This is a genomic window from Streptomyces pacificus (assembly GCF_011766325.1).
GTDB classification, from domain to species: domain Bacteria; phylum Actinomycetota; class Actinomycetes; order Streptomycetales; family Streptomycetaceae; genus Streptomyces; species Streptomyces pacificus.
Map to the genome: position 1 here is coordinate 432069 of NZ_BLLG01000002.1, position 22031 is coordinate 454099.

Here is a 22031-nt window from a genome sequence, read left to right on the forward strand (position 1 = left end):
CCGAACTGTACTGCGAGGCATCGATGACAGCGCTGTTCGCCCTGGCCACCAGTCTTCTGTGGGGGCTGGCCGACTTCGGCGGCGGACTGCTGACCCGGCGCACTCCCGCGCTGACGGTCGTGGTGGTCTCGCAGACCATCGCCGTGGCCGTCCTCGGCACGGTCGTCGCGTTCACCGGCGGGTGGAGCGAGGCGGGGCCCCTGCTCTGGTACGCGGTGGCGGCCGGCGTCGTCGGCCCGGTGGCGATGCTGAGCTTCTACAAGGCGCTGGCCCTCGGCCCCATGGGAGTCGTGTCCCCCCTGGGGTCGCTCGGGGTCGTGGTGCCGGTCTCGGTGGGCCTGCTCCTCGGCGAGCGGCCCGGGGTGCTGCAGTTCGCCGGGATCGGCGTCGCCGTCGCGGGCGTCCTGCTCGCCGGCGGCCCGGAACTGCGGGGCGCGCCCGTGCAGCGGCAGGCGATCTGGCTGACCCTGCTCGCCGCGTTCGGGTTCGGCTCCGTGATGGCGCTCATCGCCGAGGCGTCGACCACGATCACCGGACTGTTCCTGGCCCTGTTCGTGCAGCGTGTCACCAACGTCCTGGTCGGCGGCGCGGCGCTGTACGTGTCGGTGAAGCGGGGCGGCCGCGCCCTCCCGGAGGGCGGCGGGCCGGGCCTGGTCGTCCGCTCGCTGCCGGCACTCGCCTTCGTCGGCCTGGCGGACGTCGCCGCCAACGGCACGTACTCGATAGCCGCGCAGCAGGGCCCGGTGGCGGTCGCGGCGGTACTCGCCTCGCTCTACCCCGTGGTCACCGCGCTGGCCGCTCGCGGTGTGCTCAAGGAGCGGCTGCGCGCGGTGCAGGCCGCCGGCGCCGGGCTGGCGCTCGTCGGCACGGTCCTGCTGGCGACGGGCTGACCCGCCGCCGTCCGCGGTCCCGCCAGGCCCCGGCCGGTCAGCGCTCATCGAGGTCGGCGAGGTCGGCGGCATCCGCCAGGTCTGCCAGGTCAGCGGCATCGGCGAGGGCGACCAGCTGCTCCGGTGTCACCCCTTCCGGGATCGGCAGCGGCGCGGGCGTCCGCATCGGCGGCCGCCAGCCCTCGGCCGGGTCCCAGCGGCGGACCACCCTGGCGGGCGCGCCGGCGACCACCGCGTGGTCGGGCACCTCGCCTCGGACGACGGCCCCCGCCGCGACCACGACGTTGCGGCCGAGGCGGGCCCCGGGCAGGATCACGGCGCCCGTGCCCAGCCAGCAACCGGGCCCGATCTCCACCGGCTCGGCGCGGGGCCACTGCTTCCCGACAGGCGTGCACGGATCGTCGTAGCTGTGGTTGGTGGAGGTGATGTAGACGTACGGGCCGCAGTACGTGTCGGAGCCGATCCGGACCCTTGTGTCGGCGATGACGTGGCTGCCGCGCCCGAGGACCACGCCGTCGCCGAGGGTGAGGATCGGTCCGGGTCCGAGGTCGAGGTCGGGCATCATGCCCGCGGTGAGCGTCACCTGCTCCGCGATGATGCAGTGCTCGCCGAGTTCGATCCACGCCTCCCCGAACACCGTCCCCTGAGGGAAGGCCAGCCGGGTGCCGGTGCCGATGGCGCGGAACCGCAACGGGCCGGGCCGCTCCGCGGTCACCGCACCGGCCTCCCGGGCCCAGCGCCAGCCGGCGTGCACGGCCCGCGACACAAGACGCCGCCACCAGGAGGCTCGCGGGAGGAACGTGTTTCCGTTTTTCGGCACCAGGCCACGTTAGTAGGACCGGACGGGGGCAACCGGGGACGTGTGCTGTGAGCTTCACCCCAACGTCGTGCTGCGGATGCAGTCGGGCGGGGAACGCGGTGGATGTGCGAGGGGCTGCCCAGACGGCAGTCTGGGGGGAGCGCCGGGGCCTGACGAAACGGGAGCAGACACCGAAGAGCGCAGAGGAACGCGGAGGAGTACCGAAGCGCCGGGCAGGCCGCATGGGGACGGGCAGGGCGGACAAGCTGCACGAGACGCACGAGACATGTGGAGAGAGGCGGGCACGAGCGGCCGAAGGGGCAGCAAAGTGGGGAAGGAAGACGGAGAGCGGGGACAGAAGGGGGAGGGAAAGCACGGTAGGGGACGAACCAGGGACGCGAAGGATGAAGGCGAAGGAGGCGCCGAAGAGGCCGGTGGGGACGGAGGAAGCGCAGGGGGCCGGTGGGACACGAGGACGAGCACGAGCACGAGCACGAGGACGAGGACGAGGACGAGGAGAGGGGACCACGGTGGCGGCAACCAGCGAACCCTTCCGTGACCTGGTACGGCGTCATCGGGAACCGGCAGTCGTCCAGACGGTGCGATCCACCGCCGCCGCGGTCATCTCCTATGTCGTCGCCCTGCAGTTGAGCGGTGAGGCGGTGCCTCTGACCGCGCCGCTGACGGCTCTGCTCGTCGTCCAGGTCACGCTCTACTCGACGCTCACCACCGGTATCCGGCGGGTGAACTCGGTCGTCGCCGGTGTGCTGATCGCGATCGGTTTCAGCGCCCTGGTGGGACTGAGCTGGTGGAGCCTGGGACTGGTGATCCTCGCCTCACTGGTGATCGGGCGGTTTGTGAAGGTCGGCGAGTTCGTGCCCGAAGTGGCGATCAGCGCCATGCTCGTCCTCGGAGTGACGCAGGTGACGGAGACCGCCTGGGACCGGGTGCTGGAGACCCTGATCGGTGCGGTGGTGGGGCTGCTCTTCAACGTCCTCTTCGTCCCGCCCGTGTGGGTGGGCGACGCCAGCGCGGCGATCAACGACCTGTCGGGGCGGATGCGCGGCCTGTTGGCGCACATCGCCGAGGAACTCGGCGGGCACACCCCGGTGGCACGGGCAGCTGCCCGGCTGCACGAGGCCCGCCGGCTCGACCACGACATCGTGCAGGTGGACGCGGCGCTGCGGCAGGCGGAGGAGAGCCTGCGGCTCAATCCGAGAGTCAAGGAGCCGGTGCTCTCGCGGGTCGCGCTCCGGACCGGTCTTGACACCCTGGAGATCTGCGCGGTAGTCCTCCGGGTGTCCTGCCGCACGCTCACGGACCTGACGAAGACCCGGCCCACCGGAACCCTCTTCCCGCCGGAGGCGACCAGGGGGCTGCAGGACCTGTTCGGCCATCTGTCCGATGCCATCGGGTCCTTCACCGCCCTGGTCACCACCCAGATGTCCGCCACGGGCGCGGACGCCGAGGCCCGCCTCTCCGAGGAACTCGCCGAGGGCCGCGCCTGCCGGGATCGCGTCGCCGCGCTGCTCCTCGCCGGCCTCCGCGAGGACCAGCGGAACTGGCAGCTGCACGGGGCACTCCTGGCCGAGGCCGACCGGATCCTCGATGAGCTGGACGTCGAGAAGCGGTCCGAGCGCCTCATCGAGGAACTCGACCGGCACGCCCGCGGGCGCCTGACGCGCGGCAAATGGCTCGACGATGCCAAGGTCCGCGCCCGCCGCGCCCTGGGGCGGAACGGGGAATGAGGCGGGGCGTGCGGGGCGCCGCTGCGGCCACCGGGGCCAGGGCCAAAGCCAGGGCGGCGGCGCGGACGCCCGCCGGGGCGTCAGCCCTCGACCGCCGCCCGGTGGTTCCTCACCAGCTCCAGGTACGTCGTGGCGTTGAGTGCGACCCCCTCGCGCTCCTCGTCCGTCAGCTCCCGCCTGATCCTGGCCGGAACCCCGGCGACGAGGGAGCCCGGCGGCACGCGCATGCCCTGCGGCACCAGCGCCTGCGCGGCGACGAGGGAACCGGCGCCGATGTGCGCTCCGTTGAGGACGGTCGCACCCATACCGACGAGGACGTCATCCTCGACGGTGCAGCCGTGCAGTACGGCGTTGTGACCCACGGAGACGCGTTCACCGATGGTCACGGGGAAGCCGGGGTCGACGTGGACGGTGCAGTTGTCCTGGATGTTGCTGTCGGCGCCGAGGACGATCGGGCCGCAGTCGGCACTCAGCACGGTGTGGTACCAGACGCTCGCGCCATCCGCCATGGTGACGTCGCCGATCACGACGGACGTGGGCGCGGTGAACGCCTCCGGGGAGATCCGCGGGGCCTTGCCTCCGACCGCCGAGACCAGTGCCCGCCCGCGCTCTGCCATCGTCGTCTCCTCACCCGTGCCGCCCGTGCTGCCCATGCTGCCCATGCTGCCTTGACATGCACGGTAGGCGATGCCGGGGCCCGGACCGCCCGCCGGGGGTGCGGCAGCGGAACCGGGGGCTGCCGGGCCCCGGTCGAAACAGCCGCCGCCCGTACGCGTACGGCGTGCCCTGCCCCGCTGCGCGGCCCCGTGCGACACCGCTCGGGCCCGTCCGCGGACGGGCCCGACTACCCGGCGTTCACTCGCGGCGGCGCACACCGGGCGCCCGCCTCGGGCCGAGTGCCGCGCCCCGGGCGCGGGCGCGGGCGCATTCCGGGACGCGGCTCTGCGGGGACGGTCAGCCGTTCGGACGGAGCGTCCAGACGACCGTCATCTCACCGGTCACCGCGCCGTCGGAGTCGCGGGTGATCTGGACGGCCACGGGAAACTCGGGGCGCCCCCCGGCATCCAGCTCGGCGACGACCTCCGCCGCGGGGCGCCCGAGGGTCGCGGTGGCGGTGACGACGCCCTTGGCGAGCTTCCGGTAGGCGATCTCGGCCTTCACCGCGAGCGGAACGGCCCTTGACAGCTGCTCGCCGAAAGCGGCGAGCACGATCGCCCCGCTGGCGGACTCGGCCAGCGTGAACATCGCACCGGCATGCGGTCCCCCCACGTGGTTGTGGTAGTCGACCTGGTCCGGCAACCGGACGGCGGCACGCTCGGCGGAGGTCTCAAGGAACTCCAGGTTCAGGGTCTTGGCCATCGGGACCGTGGCGGCCAGCAGCTCACCCGCGGACATCTGGTCTGCACTCATGGGACCGGACGTTACCCGCGAGTAGAACACTTTGGCCATCCCCGTCCGCGTCGGACCGGGCACCGGGGCCCGGCGAGACGCGGCGCGCCCGTCGGCGGCACCTCGACGCGTGGCACGGTCCCGGTCAGCCGATGCCGAACGACCCGTCCGGCGGCTCGGGGGACCCGGTCGCGTCCTCGTCGCCCACGGGCCGGGCGTCGCCGACGAAGCGCCGCAGGCCGTCGCCGTACTCCACCCGGGCCGGGAAGACGTCGGACGCCGTCCGGCGGGCCAGGCCGACGGCGTCGATCGGCGCATGCGAGGCCAGCAGAACGGCGTTGCCGAAGCGGCGTCCCCGCAGCACTCCCGGCTCGGCGATCAGAGCGAGCTCCGGGAACACGGTCGCGAAGGTGGCCAGTTGCGAGCGGAGGAAAGCGAAAGGGGCGCTGTCGGCGAGGTTCGCCGCGTACACGCCGCCGGGGCGCAGGACACGGTCTGCGGCCCCGGCGAACTCCCCCGAGGTGAGGTGCGCGGGGACGCGCGAGCCTCCGAAGACGTCGGCGATCAGCACATCGGCCGAGTCCTCGGGCGCCCGCTCGAGCCACGTGCGCGCGTCCGCCGCGTGCACGGCTATCCCCGAGCCGGACGGCAGCGGCAGCCGCTCGGCGACGAGTGACAGCAGGCCGCGGTCCGCCTCCACCACGTCCTGCCGTGAGCCGGGACGGGTGGCCGCGACGTAGCGGGGCAGGGTGAGGGCCCCGCCGCCGAGGTGCACGACATCGAGCGGTGTGCTCTCCCCCGCCCTGCCGTCGAGGACGTGAGCAAGACGCCGGGCGTACTCGAACTCCAGGTGCGTGGGGTCGTCCAGGTCGACGTAGGACTGCGGCGCTCCCTCCACGGTGAGCAGCCAGGCCCGGGGGCGGTCGATGTCCGGCAGCAGCCTGGCGGTTCCGTGGTCCACGGCGCGCTCGACGGGAATCGGTTCGTCCACCCTGCCCATTGTCCGCCTCTCGGCGAGCGTGCGAACGGCGGGGGATGCCGGGGGCGGCGGGGCCGGGCCGGGGGCGGCGGGGCCGGGCCGGGGGCGGCGGGGCCGGGCCGGGACCAGGGCGAGACCGCGGCGGAGCCGGCCCGGGACCGGGTCCGCCGACGGGGTTCCGGGTCCGGCCCGGGACCGGGTCCGCCGACGGGGTTCCGGGCTCAGACCGGCAGTGCCGCCCGTACCGCGTCCGCGTGGGCGACCGCCTGGGCGCGTCCGGCGCGGGCGGAGGGCGCCCGGCGCGCGGGGTCGAGGACATTGCGCCCGAACGCCCTCCTGGCGGCACGGTCCGGGGTGATCAGCACGACCCGGGTCCCGGTGGCGGCGAGGCGGGACGCCTGGGCGCGCGCCGACGGCACGGGTCCCCCGCCGACCGAGAGGGGCGCGACGATGACGACGGTGCCGTGCCCGGTCGCGAGGTCCGCGTTCGTGGACGAGCGCACCCCGCCGTCGATGAAGCGGCGCCCGCCGATGGTGACGGGCGGCCAGACTCCGGGTACGGCGCAACTGGCGCCGACGGCGTCGAGCAGCTCCACCCCGCTGCTCCGGTCGAACGCGTGGAACCGTCCCGTGAGCGCGTCCACCGCGGTGACGACGAGGCGGCGCGCCTGCGGCCATTCGTGGGTGAGGAGCCGCGCGGCGAAGACGGCACGGCGGGCCTCCTCCGGTTCGGTGCGGGCGGACAGCGCCAGGCGCCCCATGCGCGCGCCGTACGCCTCGGCGTCACGGGAGCGGAGCACCCCCCAGACGTAGCGCGCGAGCACGGTGGGACCCATTCCGGCGGGCACCTCGCCCTCGGGATCCGCGAGCTGACGCTCATACAGCTCCGGAAGGGTGAGCAGCCCTGACGAGAGCTGGGCGCCGACCACGGACCCCGCCGACGTGCCGACGATCAGATCGGCCCCTGAGACGTCCGCCCCGGCCTCGGCGAGGCCGTGCAGAATGCCCACCTCCCAGCCGATACCGGCGAGTCCCCCGCCCCCGAGCACCAGGGCGGTCCTCCCCTGCTCCGACGGCCCGCACCCGCACCCGGGTCCGTCCGTTCCCGTGTCAGCACCCGTGTCAGCGCCCGTGTCAGCGCCCGGGCGATCCCTGTCCGCCATGCCTGCAGTGTGACGTCCCCGGGGCCGTTCCGCCGCCCGCCCACGGCGGGCGGCGGAACCCGCGACTCAGACCAGGGCGGTGACGGTACCCGCTCCCACGGTCCGGCCGCCCTCGCGGATCGCGAAGCCGAGCCCGGGCTCCAACGGCACGTCCCGGCCCAGTTCGACCGTCATGTGGACCGTGTCGCCGGGCCGGGCGACCGCCGCCTCGCCCAGGTCCACGTCCCCGACGACGTCCGCCGTCCGGATGTAGAACTGCGGCCGGTAGCCGGTGCTGATCGCCGTGGTCCGTCCTCCTTCACGGCTGGAGAGCACATACACCCGGGCGGTGAACCGGCGACTCGGCGTCACACTGCCGGGCGCGGCCACCACATGGCCGCGGCGGACCGCGTCGCGCGGCACGCCCCGCAGCAGCAGGGCCACGTTGTCCCCGGCCTCGGCGGAGTCCATCGGCTTGCCGAACGTCTCCAGACCGGTGACGACCGTGGTCGTGCCGGACCCGAGCAGCTCCACCCGGTCGCCGACGCGTACGGTGCCCCGCTCGACCGCTCCGGTGACGACCGTGCCCCGGCCGGTGATGCTGAGGACGTTCTCCACCGGGAGGAGGAACGGCGCGTCCGTGTACCGCACCGGCATCGGCACATAGGTGTCGACGGCGTCCAGCAGGGCCTCCACGGCGGCCGTCCAGCGCGGGTCGCCCTCGAGCGCCCGGAGGCCGGAGACCCGCACGACCGGCACCGAGTCCCCGCCGTATCCGTGCGCGGTGAGCAGCTCGCGCACCTCGAGCTCGACGAGGTCCGTCAGCTCGGGGTCGCCCGCGTCGGCCTTGTTGAGAGCCACGACGATGTGGTCGACGCCGACCTGGCGGGCCAGCAGGACGTGCTCGGCGGTCTGCGGCATGATCCCGTCCAGCGCGGAGACCACGAGGATCGCCCCGTCGAGCTGGGCCGCCCCGGTCACCATGTTCTTGACGTAGTCGGCGTGCCCGGGCATGTCGATGTGGGCGTAGTGGCGGGTGTCGGTCTCGTACTCCACGTGCGCGATGTTGATGGTGATGCCGCGGGCGGCCTCCTCGGGCGCGCGGTCGATCCTGTCGAAGGGCACGAAGGTGCCGGTCCCGCGCTCGCTGAGGACCTTGGTGATGGCCGCGGTCAGAGTGGTCTTGCCGTGGTCGACATGGCCCATGGTGCCGATGTTGAGGTGCGGCTTGGTGCGCACGTATGCCGTCTTGGGCATGGCTGTGTCAGTTCCTTCCCGGAACTCGAAAGGTGACTCCGGTCGCGGAGGGGACCCCTGGGCCGTACCGACCCTCCCCCTGCGGGGTCTGCCGGACGATCCGGGGAGGGTCAGCTTCGGGCGCCGTCGGCGAGCACCGCCGCGGCAGCCGGGGCGGCGGCTGCCACGGCCGTCGCCTCGGCGACGCCCATGGGCAACGCCGCGAACGCCGCGAACGCCGTGGGAGCCGTGAGGGCCGTGAGGGCCGTGAGGACGGAGACGGCCACGAGGGCGGGGAGGAAGCGGGCAGCCTTCGGCGCGTCCGCGACTGCGGACGGCGCTGCGGGGAAGGCGTGCCGGAACATGCGTCGATACTCGCCGACGCGGGTGCGGACGTCGACTGGTTTTCCGCGGGCCGGGGGCGACGGCATCGGCCGGGGGGACCGCCCGCCTCAGGGGTGCTGCGGCGCTTCCCGTACCGGCGACGGCGCGAAGCCGGTCCCGGGCCCGGCTCGACGAAGCCCCGCACGGTCCCCGGGTCGGTCCCGGCGTCCTCGCGCAGGCTCCAGCCGGTCGCCTTGCGGGGGAAGACGTCCGGGTGTGCGGACCGGCGAGGGCAGTGCCGGAAGAGCCGGTGCGCCTCCGTGGTCTCCCCTGCGGCGCGGCCGGTGGAGCAGGGCCGCCCGTACCACCACCGGTACGGGGTGCGTGACGTGCCGCACCTTACGGCGATCACATGGCGCGGTCGGCTAGCCTCCCCGGATGCCCGTCCCCGCCGCCGTGCCCGTCCCCGTGCCTGTCCCCGGGCACGACACAGCCCCTGCCCCGATGCCCGTCACCGCCTCCGTCGCCCTCACCGCTCCCGTCGTCTCTTCCGTCGCCGGGCGGCGCGACGGCCTCGCCCTCCGCGCCGGCCGCGTCCTCCTCTCCCCCCGGTCCCGCCTGGCCCTGCTCGTCGCCGTCCTGGCGTCCGCAGCGTCGGCGGTGGTGGTGTACGAGCCGCAGCGGCTGCTGTCGGCGGGCTGGCCGCCGCAGGTCGGCGGCGCGACGGCCGTCGCGCTCTTCGCCGTGGCGTACGGGCTGTGCACCGCGGCCTTCGTGCCGCGTCCCCTGCTGAACCTGGCGGCCGGCGCGCTCTTCGGTTCGCACGCGGGTCTGGCCGCGGCGATCGCGGGCACCGTGCTGGGCGCGGGACTCTCCTTCGCTCTGGGGCGGCACCTGGGCCGGGAGGCGCTGCGCCCACTGCTCCGCGGACGCTGGCTCAAGGCTGCGGACGGTCAGTTGAGCCGGCACGGGTTCCGGTCGGTGCTCGCCTTGCGGCTCTTTCCCGGCATCCCGTTCGCCGCCTCCAACTACTGCGCGGCGGTGTCCCGGATGGGTTACCTCCCCTTCCTGCTGGGCACCGGCCTCGGCTCGGTCCCGAACACCGCGGCGTACGTGTTCGCCGGGAGCAGCGCGGCCTCGCCGACATCGCCCGTCTTCCTCGCCTCGGCGGGCTTTATCGCCGTCTCGGCGCTGTTCGGGGCCGCTGTCGCCTGGTGCAAGCGCCACCGGCTCACCCGCGGCGCCTGAACGGCGTGGACGGCCGGCATCGTGGGGCAAAAGGGCAAAGGGGCAACGGGGCCGGGCCGGGGTTGCACCGGGTCCTCCGCGGCGGGCACCGGGCACCGCAACCCCGCGGCCCGCCCGCACCGCCCCGGTGGCGCGCACCGACAGCGCGGTCCTCCCGGGCCGCTGCGCCCGCCGTCACCCGCCTGCCCCTCGCTCCGGACGGTCTGCGCGGATCCGCACCCGCGCAGCCGGCGCCGCTCGGTCCCCGGACGGTTCGGATACGCCCCGGAGCCGGTCAGCGGCCGGCCGGAGAGCCGCTCAGGGCGGCATGAGTGCAGCTCCGAAACCCCTGCGGAACCACTCCGGTGCAGCTCCCCGACGGCTCCCGCACGCGCGCGGCCCCCGCCGAAGCAACCCGCCCTCCGCCCCGTAACCCGCTGCCGCTACGCTGCCACGCGATGGGCGCATGATCGCGGCCCGTACCGTACGTTCCGACCTGACCAGTGCTTGGACGGCTTAGCTTTCATGTCGTGGTTCGAATCACTCATCCTCGGGCTCGTCCAGGGGCTGACGGAGTTCCTCCCCATCTCCTCCAGCGCGCATCTGCGCCTGACCGCCGCCTTCGCCGGCTGGCAAGACCCTGGCGCGGCGTTCACCGCGATCACCCAGATCGGCACCGAGGCGGCCGTCCTCATCTACTTCCGCAAGGACATCGCCCGCATCCTCAGCGCCTGGTTCCGGTCGCTGACGGACAAGGCGATGCGGCGGGACCACGACGCCCAGATGGGCTGGCTGGTGATCGTCGGATCGATCCCGATCGGGGTGCTCGGCCTCACTCTCAAGGACCAGATCGAGGGTCCGTTCCGAGATCTGCGCCTGACCGCCACCATGCTCATCGTCATGGGCATCGTCCTCGGTGTGGCGGACCGTATGGCGGCCCGCGACGAGACGGGCGGCAAGCACCGCGTGGTGCGGGAGCGGAAGTCGCTGCGGGACCTGTCCGTCAAGGACGGCCTGATCTTCGGTATGTGCCAGGCGATGGCCCTGATCCCGGGCGTCTCCCGGTCCGGCGCCACGATCAGCGGCGGTCTGCTGATGGGTTACACCCGCGAGGCGGCGGCCCGCTACTCGTTCCTGCTGGCGATCCCCGCCGTGCTCGCCTCGGGCGTCTTCGAACTCAGGGAGGCGGGCGAGGGGCATGTGTCCTGGGGGCCGACCGTCTTCGCCACGGTCGTCGCCTTCGCCGTCGGCTACGCGGTCATCGCCTGGTTCATGAAGTTCATCACGACCAAGAGCTTCATGCCGTTCGTCTGGTACCGCATCGCACTCGGCATCCTGCTGTTCGTGCTGGTGGGAGCAGGTGTCCTGAGCCCGCACGCGGGCGAATCCGGCGGCTGAACCAGGGCCGTACAGGTAGCGCTATCGAGCATTTCCTAGCACCTGATTGCAGCACCACGCCATGATCATCTCCCACTTGTCTCCCACCCATCTCCCACCGGGGAGCCGGGACGCACTCCCCCTAGTACTCCAGCTGTAGTTCGTGATCTTGCTGGTCGGGGCCGGTGCGGAGACGGGTGCGGCCACCGTTGATCATCGTGACTTGTGTGGAGTAACGATGAGACGGTGGCCGCAGGTCACAGCATAGATCCCGTCCGTTGGCGGGAGGCGTTCGAGGTGGCCATGGGCCGGATCGCGGGCCGGTTCACCCGGGTCGAACCCCGGCTGCGGGCCGGGCGGCTGGTACTGGGCCTGCTGTCGGACCTGCCGCGCAAGAACTGCTGGACGATCGCGGAGTGGGCCGGGGAGGCCGCCCCGCACGGCATGCAGCATCTACTGTCCCGGGCCTCCTGGGATGCCGATGGCGTCCGTGACGACGTGCGCGAATACGTCGTCGAGCACCTCCATGACGAGGCCGCGGTCCTGGTGGTCGACGAGACCGGCGACGTGAAGAAGGGCACCCGCACGGTCGGGGTCCAGCGCCAGTACACCGGAACGGCCGGACGGATCGAGAACTCCCAGGCAGCGGTCTACCCGGTCTACGCCGGGATACGCGGGCACGCGGCGGTGGACCGGGAACTGCACATCCCGCGCTCCTGGACATGCGACCCGGACCGCTGCCGGGCCGCCGGCCTCGGCGAGGACACCGCCTTCGCGACCAAGCCGGACCTGGCCCGCACGATGATCGAACGGTTCCTGGACGCCGGACACCACGTCGGCTGGGTCACCGGCGACGAGGTCTACGGCGGCAACCCGAAACTCCGTACGGCTCTGCAGGAACGCGGCACCGGCTACGTCCTCGCGGTGGCCTGCTCAGCCGAAGTGCCCACCGGAGCAGGCAAGTTCCGCGCGGATGCCCTGGCGGCGAAGGTGCCGAAGCGGGCCTGGCAGAAGCTCTCGGCCGGACGCGGCGCGAAGGGGCAGCGGTTCTACGACTGGGCCGTCATCGACCTCGCCGAGCCGGCCCCCGGCCGCCACCAGCTGCTGATCCGCCGCAACCGCAGCACCGGTGAACTCGCCCACTACCGCTGTCACTCCACCACGCCGGCATCCCTGGCCACCCTGGTCAGGGTCGCAGGTTCCAGATGGCGGGTGGAGGAGACCTTCCAGAGTGAAAAGGGACTGGCCGGGCTGGATGAGCACCAGGTCCGCCGCTACCCCTCGTGGGCCCGCTGGGTCACCCTCGCGATGCCGGCCCACGCCTTCCTGGCCGTCGTCCGCGCCGACGAACACGCACACCGACCCAAGGCCCTGGCCGAGCCCCTCCAGCTCCCGCACCGAACCCGTGCTGCTCCGGGAACACAGCCACGGGAGGAAGATCCGGGGGGCGCTCCTGGCTGAGGTCTCCCGGCCGTCAGGCGCGCAGCAGGGTGACGGTGCGCCCGGAGGGCGTGGTCTGCTGCGAGAAGGCGGTGCGCTCGTGGACCGGAGCTGCCTGCGGGCGGGTGTCGAAGACGACGAGGGTGCCCGTGGACAGCTCCATGCGGTCCAGGTAGTCGTCCAACTGTGCCAGCCCCTCGGCGAGGGGGTCTGTGCGGCCCTGGCGCCACACCTTCAGCTCCAGCGCCTCGCGCTGCACCGCCCGCGAACCGTCGGCAGCGGTGTACGGCTGGCGAATCAGCAGGTCCACGCGCCGCCGGCCGACCCCGTACTCCCGGTCGATGAAACCCGCCCCGTTCACGATCCGGTGCAGGTAGGCCATCGTCACCAGCTGTGCTGCGGCCTCCGGGTAGGTCGAGGCGGTGGCCAGGATCTCGCCGTTCTCCCGCCAGAACTCGGCGAAGGAGCACAGCAGCTTGTCCATGTCGATCCGGCCGTCCGGCAGCCGGAAGCTGCTCGGGGCGGCGACGACCTGGCCCTCCGTGTTGTTTCCCAGGACCCGGACAATGACCTCCTGGTAGATCGGATTGGCCACCCGCACCGGCGCGTCCGGAGCGACCAGCCCCAGGTCGCGCACGTACGCCAGATCGTCGTCGTACGTGTCCGTCTGCAGGAGCAGCTCGCCCGCGATCACCGGCTGGATCACCCGCCGCACCCGGTCCTCGCCCAACCTGGCGGCCAGCGAGTCCAGATGCGTCGCACGCGCCAGGATCAGCCGCTCCTTCGCCTCCTCCATGTGCTCGGCCGTGATCGGCGTGTCCGACGGCACCCCCATCTCCTCGACGACCTCCCGGGCCAGCGCGTTGACCAGCCACGGCTGTCCCTGGGTAAAGCCGAAGGCACGCTCCAGCGCATCCACCGTGAAATCCTGGCCCGTCTCCGTGGTGTGCTGCCCGTACAGCTCGGCGACCTCGGCCTCGGCGAAGTCGCCCAACCGCAGCGACGCCACCTTGATGTTGAACGGACTCGACGTACCAAGGCGCCCCGGATCCCCGCCCGAGGCCGCCTTGTAGTCACGCACATCCCGCAGCCCGGACAGCACCACCGCATGCGGGAAGCCGACACGGCTGACAGTGAAGCCATCGCGCAACTGGCGCAGCACACTGCGCAGGCTCTCCCCCCGCAGCGCGTCAATCTCGTCGAAGAACAGCACCAGCGGACGCGGACAGTTCCGCACCCACTCAGTCAGCCCCCGCGTGAGCCGGGACCCGGGCACCGCGTCGGGCCAGGAGGCGGGGGGCGCGAGCTCATCAGGAAGCCCAGCGGACTCCGCGGACCGCCGAATCGCCTCCAGCACCAGCAGCTCGGCCTGGCCGTAGTCCTCCCCGGCCACCTCCGCGCTCTCGCACGAGAAGTGCAGCGCCGCGTACCGGCCCGAGGCCGTCAGTTCCCGGGCCATCGCCGCCAGCACCGTCGTCTTCCCGGTCTGCCGTGGCGCGTGCACCACGAAGTACTGGCCCTGCTCGATGTACCCGCGGGCCCTGGGCAGCCGCTCCTGGGCCGGCACCATGTAGTGACGCGTGGGGACGCACGGCCCGGCCGTATTGAAGTAGCGCATACCTCGCACGCTAGCCGACGGCACGGACAACCTGAGGCGACCGTGCACCCGACCACCGGCTGCACAGCCCCGTACGGGCACGAGTGCCAGAGCAGCGGTGCCCCGGTGCGGAGATCACCCGGCGGGCAGACGCAGAAACGCGGCCAGCGCCCGCTGGGGTCCAGTGACCGCTGGAGCGCCTCCGGCGACCGCCAGGGCATGCAGGTCACCGCGGCGCACAGCTCTTCGCGTGCCGATCAGCTCATCCGGGGCACCGTTGTCGTCCCAGTCGGCCTCATGCATCCTGCCCTTGCCGAAAATCTCACCCGTGCTGGTGAGCGACCGAGGCGCGCACTGCGGCCAGTGCCTTGTTGGACATTTTGGCCGCGGGTCAGGGGCCGGTCCCCCGCGACCCCGAACGCCCGGAAAGCGGCTGTACCTGCTTCGTCACGGCGGCAAGGAGTGGCTGGATGAAGATCGACACAGTCGCATCGCCGTGGAGACCCGCATGGGCCACGAGGTCGCCGGCGTGGAAGGCCTCTACTCGCACGTTGCCCTGACGCTGGAGCAGGAGATTGCCGATTCCCTGCAAAGCAGGTGGCTGCGCCGTTCGTGGTCGGCGAGGTAGAGCACTGGAAAGCGCCATCTCCCACTGCTCTACCATTCGATCTTGAAAGTTGGTGGAAAACAGCAGGTCAAAGCCGCTCAGGACACGTCGACATAGTTTCGTTCATGAAGTTCATCACCACCCGGAGCTTCATGCCCTTCGTGGTCTACCGGATCATCCTCGGCATCGTGATCTTCGTCCTGGTCGGCACCGACGTGCTGAGCCCGCACGCGGGTGAGTCCGGCGGCTGAAACCCGGGCAGCGCAGAGAGCGTCGTCCGGCACTTCCTCGCGCCTGACTGCAGCATCACGCCATGATCATCTCCCATTTGTCTCCCACCGGGGAGGCGGGCCCTGACTCCCCGCCGGACGCCCGGGGGCGCGGCTTCACGGGCTGCGAGCCGCCTCACGGCCCCGCGAGGACGAAGGCGAACAGTTCCGCGGGGGTCGCAGCGGCCCCCGCAGCACGTGCTCTTGTCCTCGCCGGGCGCGGCGCGAACCCGGTCGATACCGCTGGCCGCGTCCGGTGTGTCACCAGCGCACCGGCAGGGTGCGCCTCCCGCGGATCAGCATCCCCGGGAGCCACTCGCCCGGCTCTCCGTCCTCCGCCAGCTCCGGGCAGCGCTCCAGCAGTGTGCGCAGCGCCACCTCGCCCTCGAGGCGGGCGAGCGGGGCGCCCAGGCAGAAGTGGACGCCGTGCCCGAAGGAGACATTGCTCCGGGCGTCGCCGCGCCGGACGTCGAAGTGCTCCGGGTCGGGGAAGCGCTCCGGGTCGTGGTCCGCGGCGGCCATGGCGATCAGCACGATGGCACCGCGCGGCACCCGTACGCCGGCGATCTCGGTCTCCTCGAGGGCGATGCGCGGCGTGGTGGTCACGACCGGCCCGTCGTAGCGCAGGGTCTCCTCCACCAGCCCCGCCGCCAGCCCCGCCGGATCGGCCCGTACGGCCGCCAGCTGCCCGGGGTGGGCGAAGAGGGCGCGCACCGCGTTGCCGAGCAGGTTGACCGTCGTCTCGTGCCCGGCGACGAGCAGCAGGAAGGCCAGCGAGACCAGCTCGTCCCCGGTGAGCCGGTCGCCGCCCTCGTCAGCCGTGTGGACGAGGGCGCTGAGGAGGTCCTCCCCGGGGTTCTCGCGCTTGTCGGCGATGAGCCCGGCGAGGTACGGCATGATCTGCTCGTACGCCTCCCTCTCCGCCTCGGGGCTGGTGGGCGCGAGGGTCTCGTTGGACCAGGCGTGGAAGGCGGCGCGGTCCAGGTCGGGGACGCCGAGCAGTTCGGAGATGACGATCATCGGGAGTGGGGAGGCGAACGCCTCGATGAGGTCGGCGCTGCGGGCTCCGTCCTTCGTCATCCCGTCCAGCAGCTCGTCGGTGATCTCCTGGACGCGCCTGCGCATCCCCTCGACCCGCCGGGCCGTGAACTCCTGCGCCACCAGCTTCCGCAGCCGGGTGTGGTGAGGCGGGTCGCTCATCAGCATGTTGGCATTGCCGAGCATGTTCAGGGCGTACGGCGGGGTCCAGCCGGGCTGCCGGTACTCGCGATGCCAGTCCCGGCTGAGGCGCGGGGAGACGAAGGCCTCGCGCGCGGCCTCGTAGCCGACCACGAGCCACACCACCCCCCGGTCGGGCCCCAGGACCCGGTGCACCGGACCGCGCTCGCGCAGCCGGCGGAAGGCGGTGTACGGGTCGGCGACGAAGTCGGGGCTGAGCGAGGCGAGTACCTCGATGTCTTCGGGGATGCCTTCGGGGTCGACGGGACTGCCGGTTTTGTCGGATGCGGCGGGATCGGCGGCGGATTTCTCGGTCTTGGCCACGACGGAATTCCTTTCCCTCAGGCCCGGGTCAACCGGCCCCCCGCCGACCACTCCGGGCACGGCCGGTCACTCTAATCCGGGGCCAACACCCGCACAACCGGCCACTCTTCCGGCCTTTCCTGCGTCCGGCCGTCCGCGCTGCCCCCAGGGGGGCGAGCGACCGTTTTGCGCCTGGCCGGATTCAAGCGTCGATTACTCTCCTATGCACCCTTTTCAGCCAGCATCCCAGCTCCATCCCCCTTGGGAGCCCGAGGCTGCGATGTCCAGGCGATTTCAGGCCAATTGAAATCAGTCACACCCTCCGCTCTGAGCGAACGACCTCCCAACTCCCCCTGGAGAGCGGCTGAGTGCGTGTTAGCTTCGATAGGCGTGAGGGGGCGAGCGGGTTGCTGCTTCCGTCTCCCATTGGGTGGACAGCAGTCGAGTGGACTCGGTCCAGACCCTTTAGCGGACACGCAACGACAGAGGAGTGGAATCGCATGAGCTCTCGGCAGTTTCCTCTCGAAGCAAGCCAGATGATGCCCCATGCCCGCGGCGGTGCCGGTGATGGAGTCAGCGTGGATGCGGTGTACAACCGCCTTCTCGAGGACCGCATCATCTTCCTCGGCAAGGAAGTCGACGACGACATCGCCAACCGCATCACCGCGCAGATGCTGATGCTCGCCACGGATCCGGTCCGTGACATCTACTTGTACATCCACTCACCGGGCGGCTCGGTCACCGCCGGCATGGCGGTCTACGACACCATGCAGTACATCAAGAACGATGTCGTGACCATCGCGATGGGATTCTGCGCTTCCATGGGCCAGTTCCTTCTCACCGCCGGCACGAAGGGAAAGCGGTTCGCACTGCCGCACACCAAGATCCTGATGCACCAGCCCTCGGCCGGATTCGCCGGCTCGGCCTCGGACATCAAGATCTACGTGGACCAGCTGGTCCGCACCAAGCGGGAAATGGCCGAGCTCATCGCGCAGCACTCCGGCCAGGACACCGAGACGATCACCCGTGACTCCGACCGGGACCGCTGGTTCACCGCCCAGGAGGCCAAGGAATACGGCCTGATCGACGAGGTCATGACGGTGGATCACCCGGGCCTCGGCGCTATCGGCTAGTCCTCCCCGCCCCTCAAGGGCCCGGCAATCCATCCACCTCGGGAGGACCACACCCAGTGAGCATTTCTCCGCCCGCATCAGCCTCACCGCCGTTCGGGTACGGTCACGCGCGTCCGGAAAGCCGTTATGTCGTACCGCGTTTCGTGGAACGTACGTCGCAGGGCACCAGGGAATACGATCCCTACGCGAAGCTCTTCGAGGAACGCGTCATCTTCCTCGGCACCGCGGTCGACGACGTCGTGGCGAACGACATCATGGCCCAGCTCCTGTGCCTCGAGTCGCAGGACCCGGAACGGGACATATCCCTCTACATCAATTCGCCCGGCGGTGACCTCACTCCGCTCACTGCCGTCTACGACACCATGCAGTTCGTGCGTCCCGATATCCAGACGGTATGTCTCGGGCAGGCCAATTCGGTGGCGGCGGTGATCCTCGCGGCGGGTACTCCGGGGAAGCGTCTGGCCCTGCCGAGCGCCCGGATCCTCCTCCAGCAGCCGCACAGCGACGGCACCCAGGGCCAGGTGTCCGACCTGGAGATCCAGGGCCGCGAGGTCCAGCGCCAGCGGGAGCTGATCGAACAGCTCCTCGCCAAGCACACCGGCCGTGACGTCGAGCAGATCAGCAAGGACGTCGACCGGGCCCACGTCCTCACCGCGGATCAGGCGCTGCAGTTCGGACTCGTCGACCAGGTGGTCACTCCCCGCACCATCGCGGGTGTGCGTTGACGCAGCGGAGCGCGGCGTCCTGAGCCGGTTCCGCCCCTCCTCCCGGCGTCCTCCGGGTACGGGCGGAACCGCGCATGCCGGGCCCGGCCCCGGACGGCCGTCGTCGGTGAACTTCACGATCGCGCCGACGACGGCCATCGTGCCGGACGGACCTCTCCGATGTCCCGCAGTCGTCGAGGCTGCCGGCGCAGGACGCGGAGCGTCGTGATGCCGGCGGCTGCCGAGGCCGCCGGCCGCCCTTGGGCCATACCGGTGATCCGCCGAAACCGCGACCGGCGACCCGGCGGCCGTCGTCGCACGTCAGCGAGATCGTGGGGGGTGCGGTCGGTTCTGTCGCTCCGGTCGTCCTCACCCGGAGTCGCTACAGTGCGCTCCCATGACCACGGTTACCACACGCTCGGTCGCCTACCCGGCCGACGGTCTGACGATGGTCGGGCACCTGGCACTCCCGGCCGGCGCGGACCGGCGGCCCGCAGTCCTGATCGGGCCCGAGGGGACCGGACTGAACGACTTCCAGCGCGGCAGAGCCGACGCCCTGGCCGACATGGGGTACGTGGCGTTCGCCTTCGACATCCACGGCGGACGGTGGTTCACCGACCCCGAGGAGATGATGGCCCGGGTCATGCCGCTGCTCGCGGATCCCGACCGGATGCGGGAGATCGGTCACGCGGCGCTCGACGTGCTGCGTGCCGAACCGCGGGCCGACCCCGGCCGGATCGCCGTCATCGGCTACGGCACCGGGGGCGCCATCGGGCTGGAACTCGGGCGCGACGGTGCCGACCTGCGTGCGATCGGGACCGTCAACGGCCTGACCACGGGCCGGCCGGGTGAGGCGGCGCGCATCCGCTGTCCTGTGTGGGCGGGGGTCGGATCGGAGGATCCCATCATGCCGCCCGCGCAGCGGGACGCCTTCGCCGCCGAAATACTGGCCGCGGGAGTCGACTGGCGTCTCGTGGTCTACGGCGGTGCCTTGCACGCCTTCCACCACCCCCCGGTGAACCAGCGCGTGCGCCCCGGAGTGGGCCACCACCCTGTGCACGCGCGACGTGCCTGGAGTGATGTCGTCGGTCTGCTCGACGAGTGTCTGCCCGTGGCGAAGTGATCCCTGCTCCCCCCGGAGGCGAATTCCGGTCCCTTGACCGCTGAGGCTGAGGCTGAGGCTGAGAACAAGGTTGGGGGCTCTTTCAGCCAAAGATAAAGGCACGCAGAAGCTGAAATGATCGATTCACGCCATCAACGGGCGGGGTAGGGATGTGAACGGTCTTGTGTGGCTCTCGGGTTTGGTGTTGCCTCGTAGTGCATCGCGGCCTGAACGGATTCACCATGCGGCCAGGACGCGTCAACGGGGAGGAACGTTCGACGACGCAGGTGAAGGCGACCCTCTAGCCCTGCCTGCTTGGCGCCGCGTCCCCGGAGCGGGATGCGGCATGCCGCGGGGGTCCCGCTCGCCCTGTCTGCCTCTGTGCTGCCCCTCGGTACCACCGGACGTTGCCTGATTTCGCCACGACACAGTCGAGGGCTGCCCGCCCGAGACTCGTAGCACCGTGAAGGAGATCATCATGACCCAACCGTCGGCGACCGCCCTTGACGAACTGTGGAAGCTGGTGTACACCAGCTTCCGGTTCCCCTTCCTGCACGCCGCGCTGCGGCTGAAGTTGTTCGCCCTGCTCAGGGAGCGGCCAGGCATCACGCGCGAAGAGATAACCCGGGCACTGGGGTTGGAGGAACGTGCGGGTCATGTGCTGCTCCTGGGGTGCAGCACCTTCGAGCTCGTGCGCAAGGAGGACGGCGGATACCGCAACACCGCAGCGACCGACATCCTTGCGGGCGATCCGGACGAGTTCATGCCGGTCATCGTCCGCTACACCCACGAGATGCTGTACCGCCCGATGGCCTGGCTCCACGAGTCGCTGGTGGAGGACAGCAACCTGGGGCTGGACCGTGAGCTGCTCGCCGGCTCGTCGGCGACCACGCTCTACGAGCTGCTCGGTGAGGACAAGAACCTCGAAGAGGTCTTCACCGCCATGATGGAGCATCAGAGCCGCTCAGTGGTGCAGGACTTCGTCAATTCCGTGGACCTCTCCTCCTACCGGCACGTGCTCGATGTCGGCGGCGGCACCGGAACGAACGCCATTGCCTTCGCGCGGCGCTGGCCGAACCTCCGGGCGACCATCCTCGAACTTCCCCACGTGGCGGCGATGGCGGAGGAGCAGATCGCCGAGGCGGGTCTCGCCGACCGCGTGCACGCTGTCGGAGCCGACATCTGGCAGGAGGAGTTCCCCACCTCCCACGACTGCGTCGTCTTCTCCCGGTTCCTTGAGATCTGGTCGCCGGAGCAGGTCCGCGAGCTGTTCGCGAAGACCTACCGGGCGCTGAGGCCGGGAGGAGACCTGGTGATCGTCGCGTGTGCCCAGGACGACGACGAGACCGGTCCCGAGCACGCCGCGTTCATGTCGGCCTATGTGCACACGATCGCGTCGCCCACCGGCCGCGTCTACACCCCGCGGGAATTCGAGCAGTGGTACACCGAGGCGGGGTTCGAGCCGATGGACCGGCAGTACCCCGGGCGGTTCGACGTCATCCTGCGCGCCCGCAAGCCCGACGCCGGCTGAGTCATCCCCCGGCCCGGGGCATCCGGCGCCGTATGCGGTGGGGGCGTGCCGCCGCGCCATCGGGCCGATTCCCGGCAGGCCCCTGTCCGTCGCCATCCGTGCGCCCTGCCGCGACCCCGCCGGCGCAAGCCCCGGCGGCGTTCCGGCGGCCGTGCGGCGGGGTGGTGCCTCCCCGGCCACGGCGATGTCGCCACGGCAAGGGAGACAACGAGCAACCCACGATGCGGAGCATGAATGAAGTCGCCTGACAAACTGGCCGTCGTCACCGGTGGAACCAAGGGGATCGGGCTCGAACTCAGTCGCAGGCTCACTCGGATGGGATACCGGGTCGTCGCGACCTTCCGCAGTGACGAGGAGTCGGCGAACCGGGCTGCGCAGGAGATGAAGAAGAACCTCTCGGTCATCCGGTCCGACGTGTCGGATCCGGATGACGTGGCGCGGCTGGCCGACCGGGTACGTGCCGGCCACGGAACGCCCCAGGTGCTGGTCAACAACGCCGGACTGAACATAGACCGGCCGGTGCTCGGGATATCCGACAGCGACTGGCGCCGGGTGCTGGACACCAATCTGTCGGGGCCCTTCTACATGGCCCGGGCGTTTGCACCGCACATGCTGGAGGCCGACGGTGGTTCCATCGTCAACATCGGTGCGACCACGGCGATCCGCCCCCGGCTGAACGGCGCCAACTACTGTTCGAGCAAGGCGGGGCTGCTCCATCTGACGAAGTGCCTGGCCATGGAGCTGGCCCCCACCATCCGGGTGAACTGCCTCATTCCGGGGATGATCGACACCGAGGAGATGCGGACTCGCTACCGCGTCGCCGAGCCGGAGTACATGAATGCGCTCCTGGACGAGATCCCGCAGCGGAGGATCGGCTCCCCGGAGGAGATGGCGGACGCCCTGGAATTCCTCGTGGGCGCGGGAGCAGCCTATGTGACGGGCCAGAAGCTCATCGTCGACGGCGGCCAGTTCATGTGGTAGGCGCCTCGGCCGCCGCGCGGAGTTCGTGAATCAAT

The 22031-nt window shown here is 71.3% G+C and carries 19 protein-coding genes and 2 pseudogenes; 11 read left to right on the forward strand and 10 right to left on the reverse strand.

The window, feature by feature from the left end:
* Positions 1 to 23 precede the first annotated feature (23 nt).
* A complete protein-coding gene (locus SCWH03_RS04755; protein ID WP_173262231.1) occupies positions 24 to 890 on the forward strand; it encodes a DMT family transporter in 867 nt (288 codons plus the stop codon).
* Between the two features lie 37 nt (positions 891 to 927).
* Here the strand turns inward: SCWH03_RS04755 and SCWH03_RS04760 are convergent, their stop codons facing one another.
* Positions 928 to 1710, reverse strand: coding sequence for an acyltransferase (locus SCWH03_RS04760; protein ID WP_173262234.1), 783 nt, complete (start codon positions 1708 to 1710; stop codon positions 928 to 930).
* A gap of 509 nt (positions 1711 to 2219) precedes the next feature.
* Between SCWH03_RS04760 and SCWH03_RS04765 the strand changes: the two genes are divergently transcribed.
* The gene (locus SCWH03_RS04765; protein WP_173262237.1) at positions 2220 to 3437 is read left to right on the forward strand and encodes an FUSC family protein; all 1218 of its coding nucleotides are present in this window, start codon (positions 2220 to 2222) and stop codon (positions 3435 to 3437) included.
* A gap of 80 nt (positions 3438 to 3517) precedes the next feature.
* Here the strand turns inward: SCWH03_RS04765 and SCWH03_RS04770 are convergent, their stop codons facing one another.
* The 7 genes and pseudogenes from SCWH03_RS04770 to SCWH03_RS28775 all read right to left on the reverse strand — a co-directional run.
* The gene (locus SCWH03_RS04770) at positions 3518 to 4054 is read right to left on the reverse strand and encodes a gamma carbonic anhydrase family protein (RefSeq protein ID WP_173262554.1); all 537 of its coding nucleotides are present in this window, start codon (positions 4052 to 4054) and stop codon (positions 3518 to 3520) included.
* Positions 4055 to 4391: 337 nt separating this feature from the next.
* The gene (locus SCWH03_RS04775; RefSeq protein WP_173262240.1) at positions 4392 to 4847 is read right to left on the reverse strand and encodes a DUF4442 domain-containing protein; all 456 of its coding nucleotides are present in this window, start codon (positions 4845 to 4847) and stop codon (positions 4392 to 4394) included.
* A gap of 124 nt (positions 4848 to 4971) precedes the next feature.
* Positions 4972 to 5817 carry a spermidine synthase gene (locus SCWH03_RS04780; RefSeq protein WP_173262243.1) on the reverse strand — a complete coding sequence of 282 codons (846 nt, stop codon included), beginning with the start codon at positions 5815 to 5817 and terminating at the stop codon, positions 4972 to 4974.
* A gap of 209 nt (positions 5818 to 6026) precedes the next feature.
* On the reverse strand, positions 6027 to 6968 hold the full coding sequence (locus SCWH03_RS04785; RefSeq protein WP_173262246.1) for a patatin-like phospholipase family protein: 942 nt from the start codon (positions 6966 to 6968) through the stop codon (positions 6027 to 6029).
* A 66-nt stretch (positions 6969 to 7034) separates the two neighbouring features.
* Entirely contained in the window at positions 7035 to 8204 is a 1170-nt protein-coding gene (gene tuf, locus SCWH03_RS04790; RefSeq protein ID WP_173262250.1) for an elongation factor Tu, read from the reverse strand.
* A gap of 110 nt (positions 8205 to 8314) precedes the next feature.
* Positions 8315 to 8548, reverse strand: coding sequence for a hypothetical protein (locus tag SCWH03_RS04795; protein ID WP_173262253.1), 234 nt, complete (start codon positions 8546 to 8548; stop codon positions 8315 to 8317).
* 155 nt (positions 8549 to 8703) lie between these two features.
* A pseudogene (locus tag SCWH03_RS28775) lies at positions 8704 to 8919 on the reverse strand (DNA alkylation repair protein); the annotation flags it as partial.
* 92 nt (positions 8920 to 9011) lie between these two features.
* On the opposite strand from SCWH03_RS28775, the gene SCWH03_RS04805 reads away from it, so the two are divergent.
* From SCWH03_RS04805 to SCWH03_RS04815, 3 genes are all read left to right on the forward strand, one after another.
* Positions 9012 to 9755 carry a TVP38/TMEM64 family protein gene (locus tag SCWH03_RS04805; protein WP_173262558.1) on the forward strand — a complete coding sequence of 248 codons (744 nt, stop codon included), beginning with the start codon at positions 9012 to 9014 and terminating at the stop codon, positions 9753 to 9755.
* A gap of 504 nt (positions 9756 to 10259) precedes the next feature.
* A complete protein-coding gene (locus SCWH03_RS04810; protein ID WP_173262257.1) occupies positions 10260 to 11132 on the forward strand; it encodes an undecaprenyl-diphosphate phosphatase in 873 nt (290 codons plus the stop codon).
* Between the two features lie 282 nt (positions 11133 to 11414).
* Positions 11415 to 12572 (forward strand): IS701 family transposase, encoded by a 1158-nt coding sequence (locus SCWH03_RS04815; protein WP_254076573.1) that lies wholly within the window; start codon positions 11415 to 11417, stop codon positions 12570 to 12572.
* A 13-nt stretch (positions 12573 to 12585) separates the two neighbouring features.
* Here the strand turns inward: SCWH03_RS04815 and SCWH03_RS04820 are convergent, their stop codons facing one another.
* Positions 12586 to 14169 carry an ATP-binding protein gene (locus tag SCWH03_RS04820; protein WP_254076561.1) on the reverse strand — a complete coding sequence of 528 codons (1584 nt, stop codon included), beginning with the start codon at positions 14167 to 14169 and terminating at the stop codon, positions 12586 to 12588.
* Between the two features lie 699 nt (positions 14170 to 14868).
* On the opposite strand from SCWH03_RS04820, the pseudogene SCWH03_RS04825 reads away from it, so the two are divergent.
* Positions 14869 to 15006: pseudogene (locus tag SCWH03_RS04825) on the forward strand (undecaprenyl-diphosphatase); the annotation flags it as partial.
* 279 nt (positions 15007 to 15285) lie between these two features.
* Here SCWH03_RS04825 and SCWH03_RS04830 read toward each other — a convergent pair.
* Positions 15286 to 16566, reverse strand: a complete 1281-nt coding sequence (locus tag SCWH03_RS04830) for a cytochrome P450 family protein (protein WP_308788858.1) — start codon at positions 16564 to 16566, stop codon at positions 15286 to 15288.
* A gap of 518 nt (positions 16567 to 17084) precedes the next feature.
* Here SCWH03_RS04830 and SCWH03_RS04835 point away from each other — a divergent pair.
* The 5 genes from SCWH03_RS04835 (at position 17085) to SCWH03_RS04855 (ending at position 21996) form a co-directional block, all read left to right on the forward strand.
* Positions 17085 to 17678, forward strand: a complete 594-nt coding sequence (locus SCWH03_RS04835) for an ATP-dependent Clp protease proteolytic subunit (RefSeq protein ID WP_371872612.1) — start codon at positions 17085 to 17087, stop codon at positions 17676 to 17678.
* A 56-nt stretch (positions 17679 to 17734) separates the two neighbouring features.
* On the forward strand, positions 17735 to 18403 hold the full coding sequence (locus SCWH03_RS04840; RefSeq protein ID WP_371872609.1) for an ATP-dependent Clp protease proteolytic subunit: 669 nt from the start codon (positions 17735 to 17737) through the stop codon (positions 18401 to 18403).
* Positions 18404 to 18779: 376 nt separating this feature from the next.
* The gene (locus SCWH03_RS04845) at positions 18780 to 19505 is read left to right on the forward strand and encodes a dienelactone hydrolase family protein (protein ID WP_173262260.1); all 726 of its coding nucleotides are present in this window, start codon (positions 18780 to 18782) and stop codon (positions 19503 to 19505) included.
* Positions 19506 to 19962: 457 nt separating this feature from the next.
* Positions 19963 to 21015 carry a methyltransferase gene (locus SCWH03_RS04850; protein ID WP_173262263.1) on the forward strand — a complete coding sequence of 351 codons (1053 nt, stop codon included), beginning with the start codon at positions 19963 to 19965 and terminating at the stop codon, positions 21013 to 21015.
* A gap of 234 nt (positions 21016 to 21249) precedes the next feature.
* The gene (locus tag SCWH03_RS04855; protein ID WP_173262268.1) at positions 21250 to 21996 is read left to right on the forward strand and encodes an SDR family NAD(P)-dependent oxidoreductase; all 747 of its coding nucleotides are present in this window, start codon (positions 21250 to 21252) and stop codon (positions 21994 to 21996) included.
* Positions 21997 to 22031: the final 35 nt, after the last annotated feature.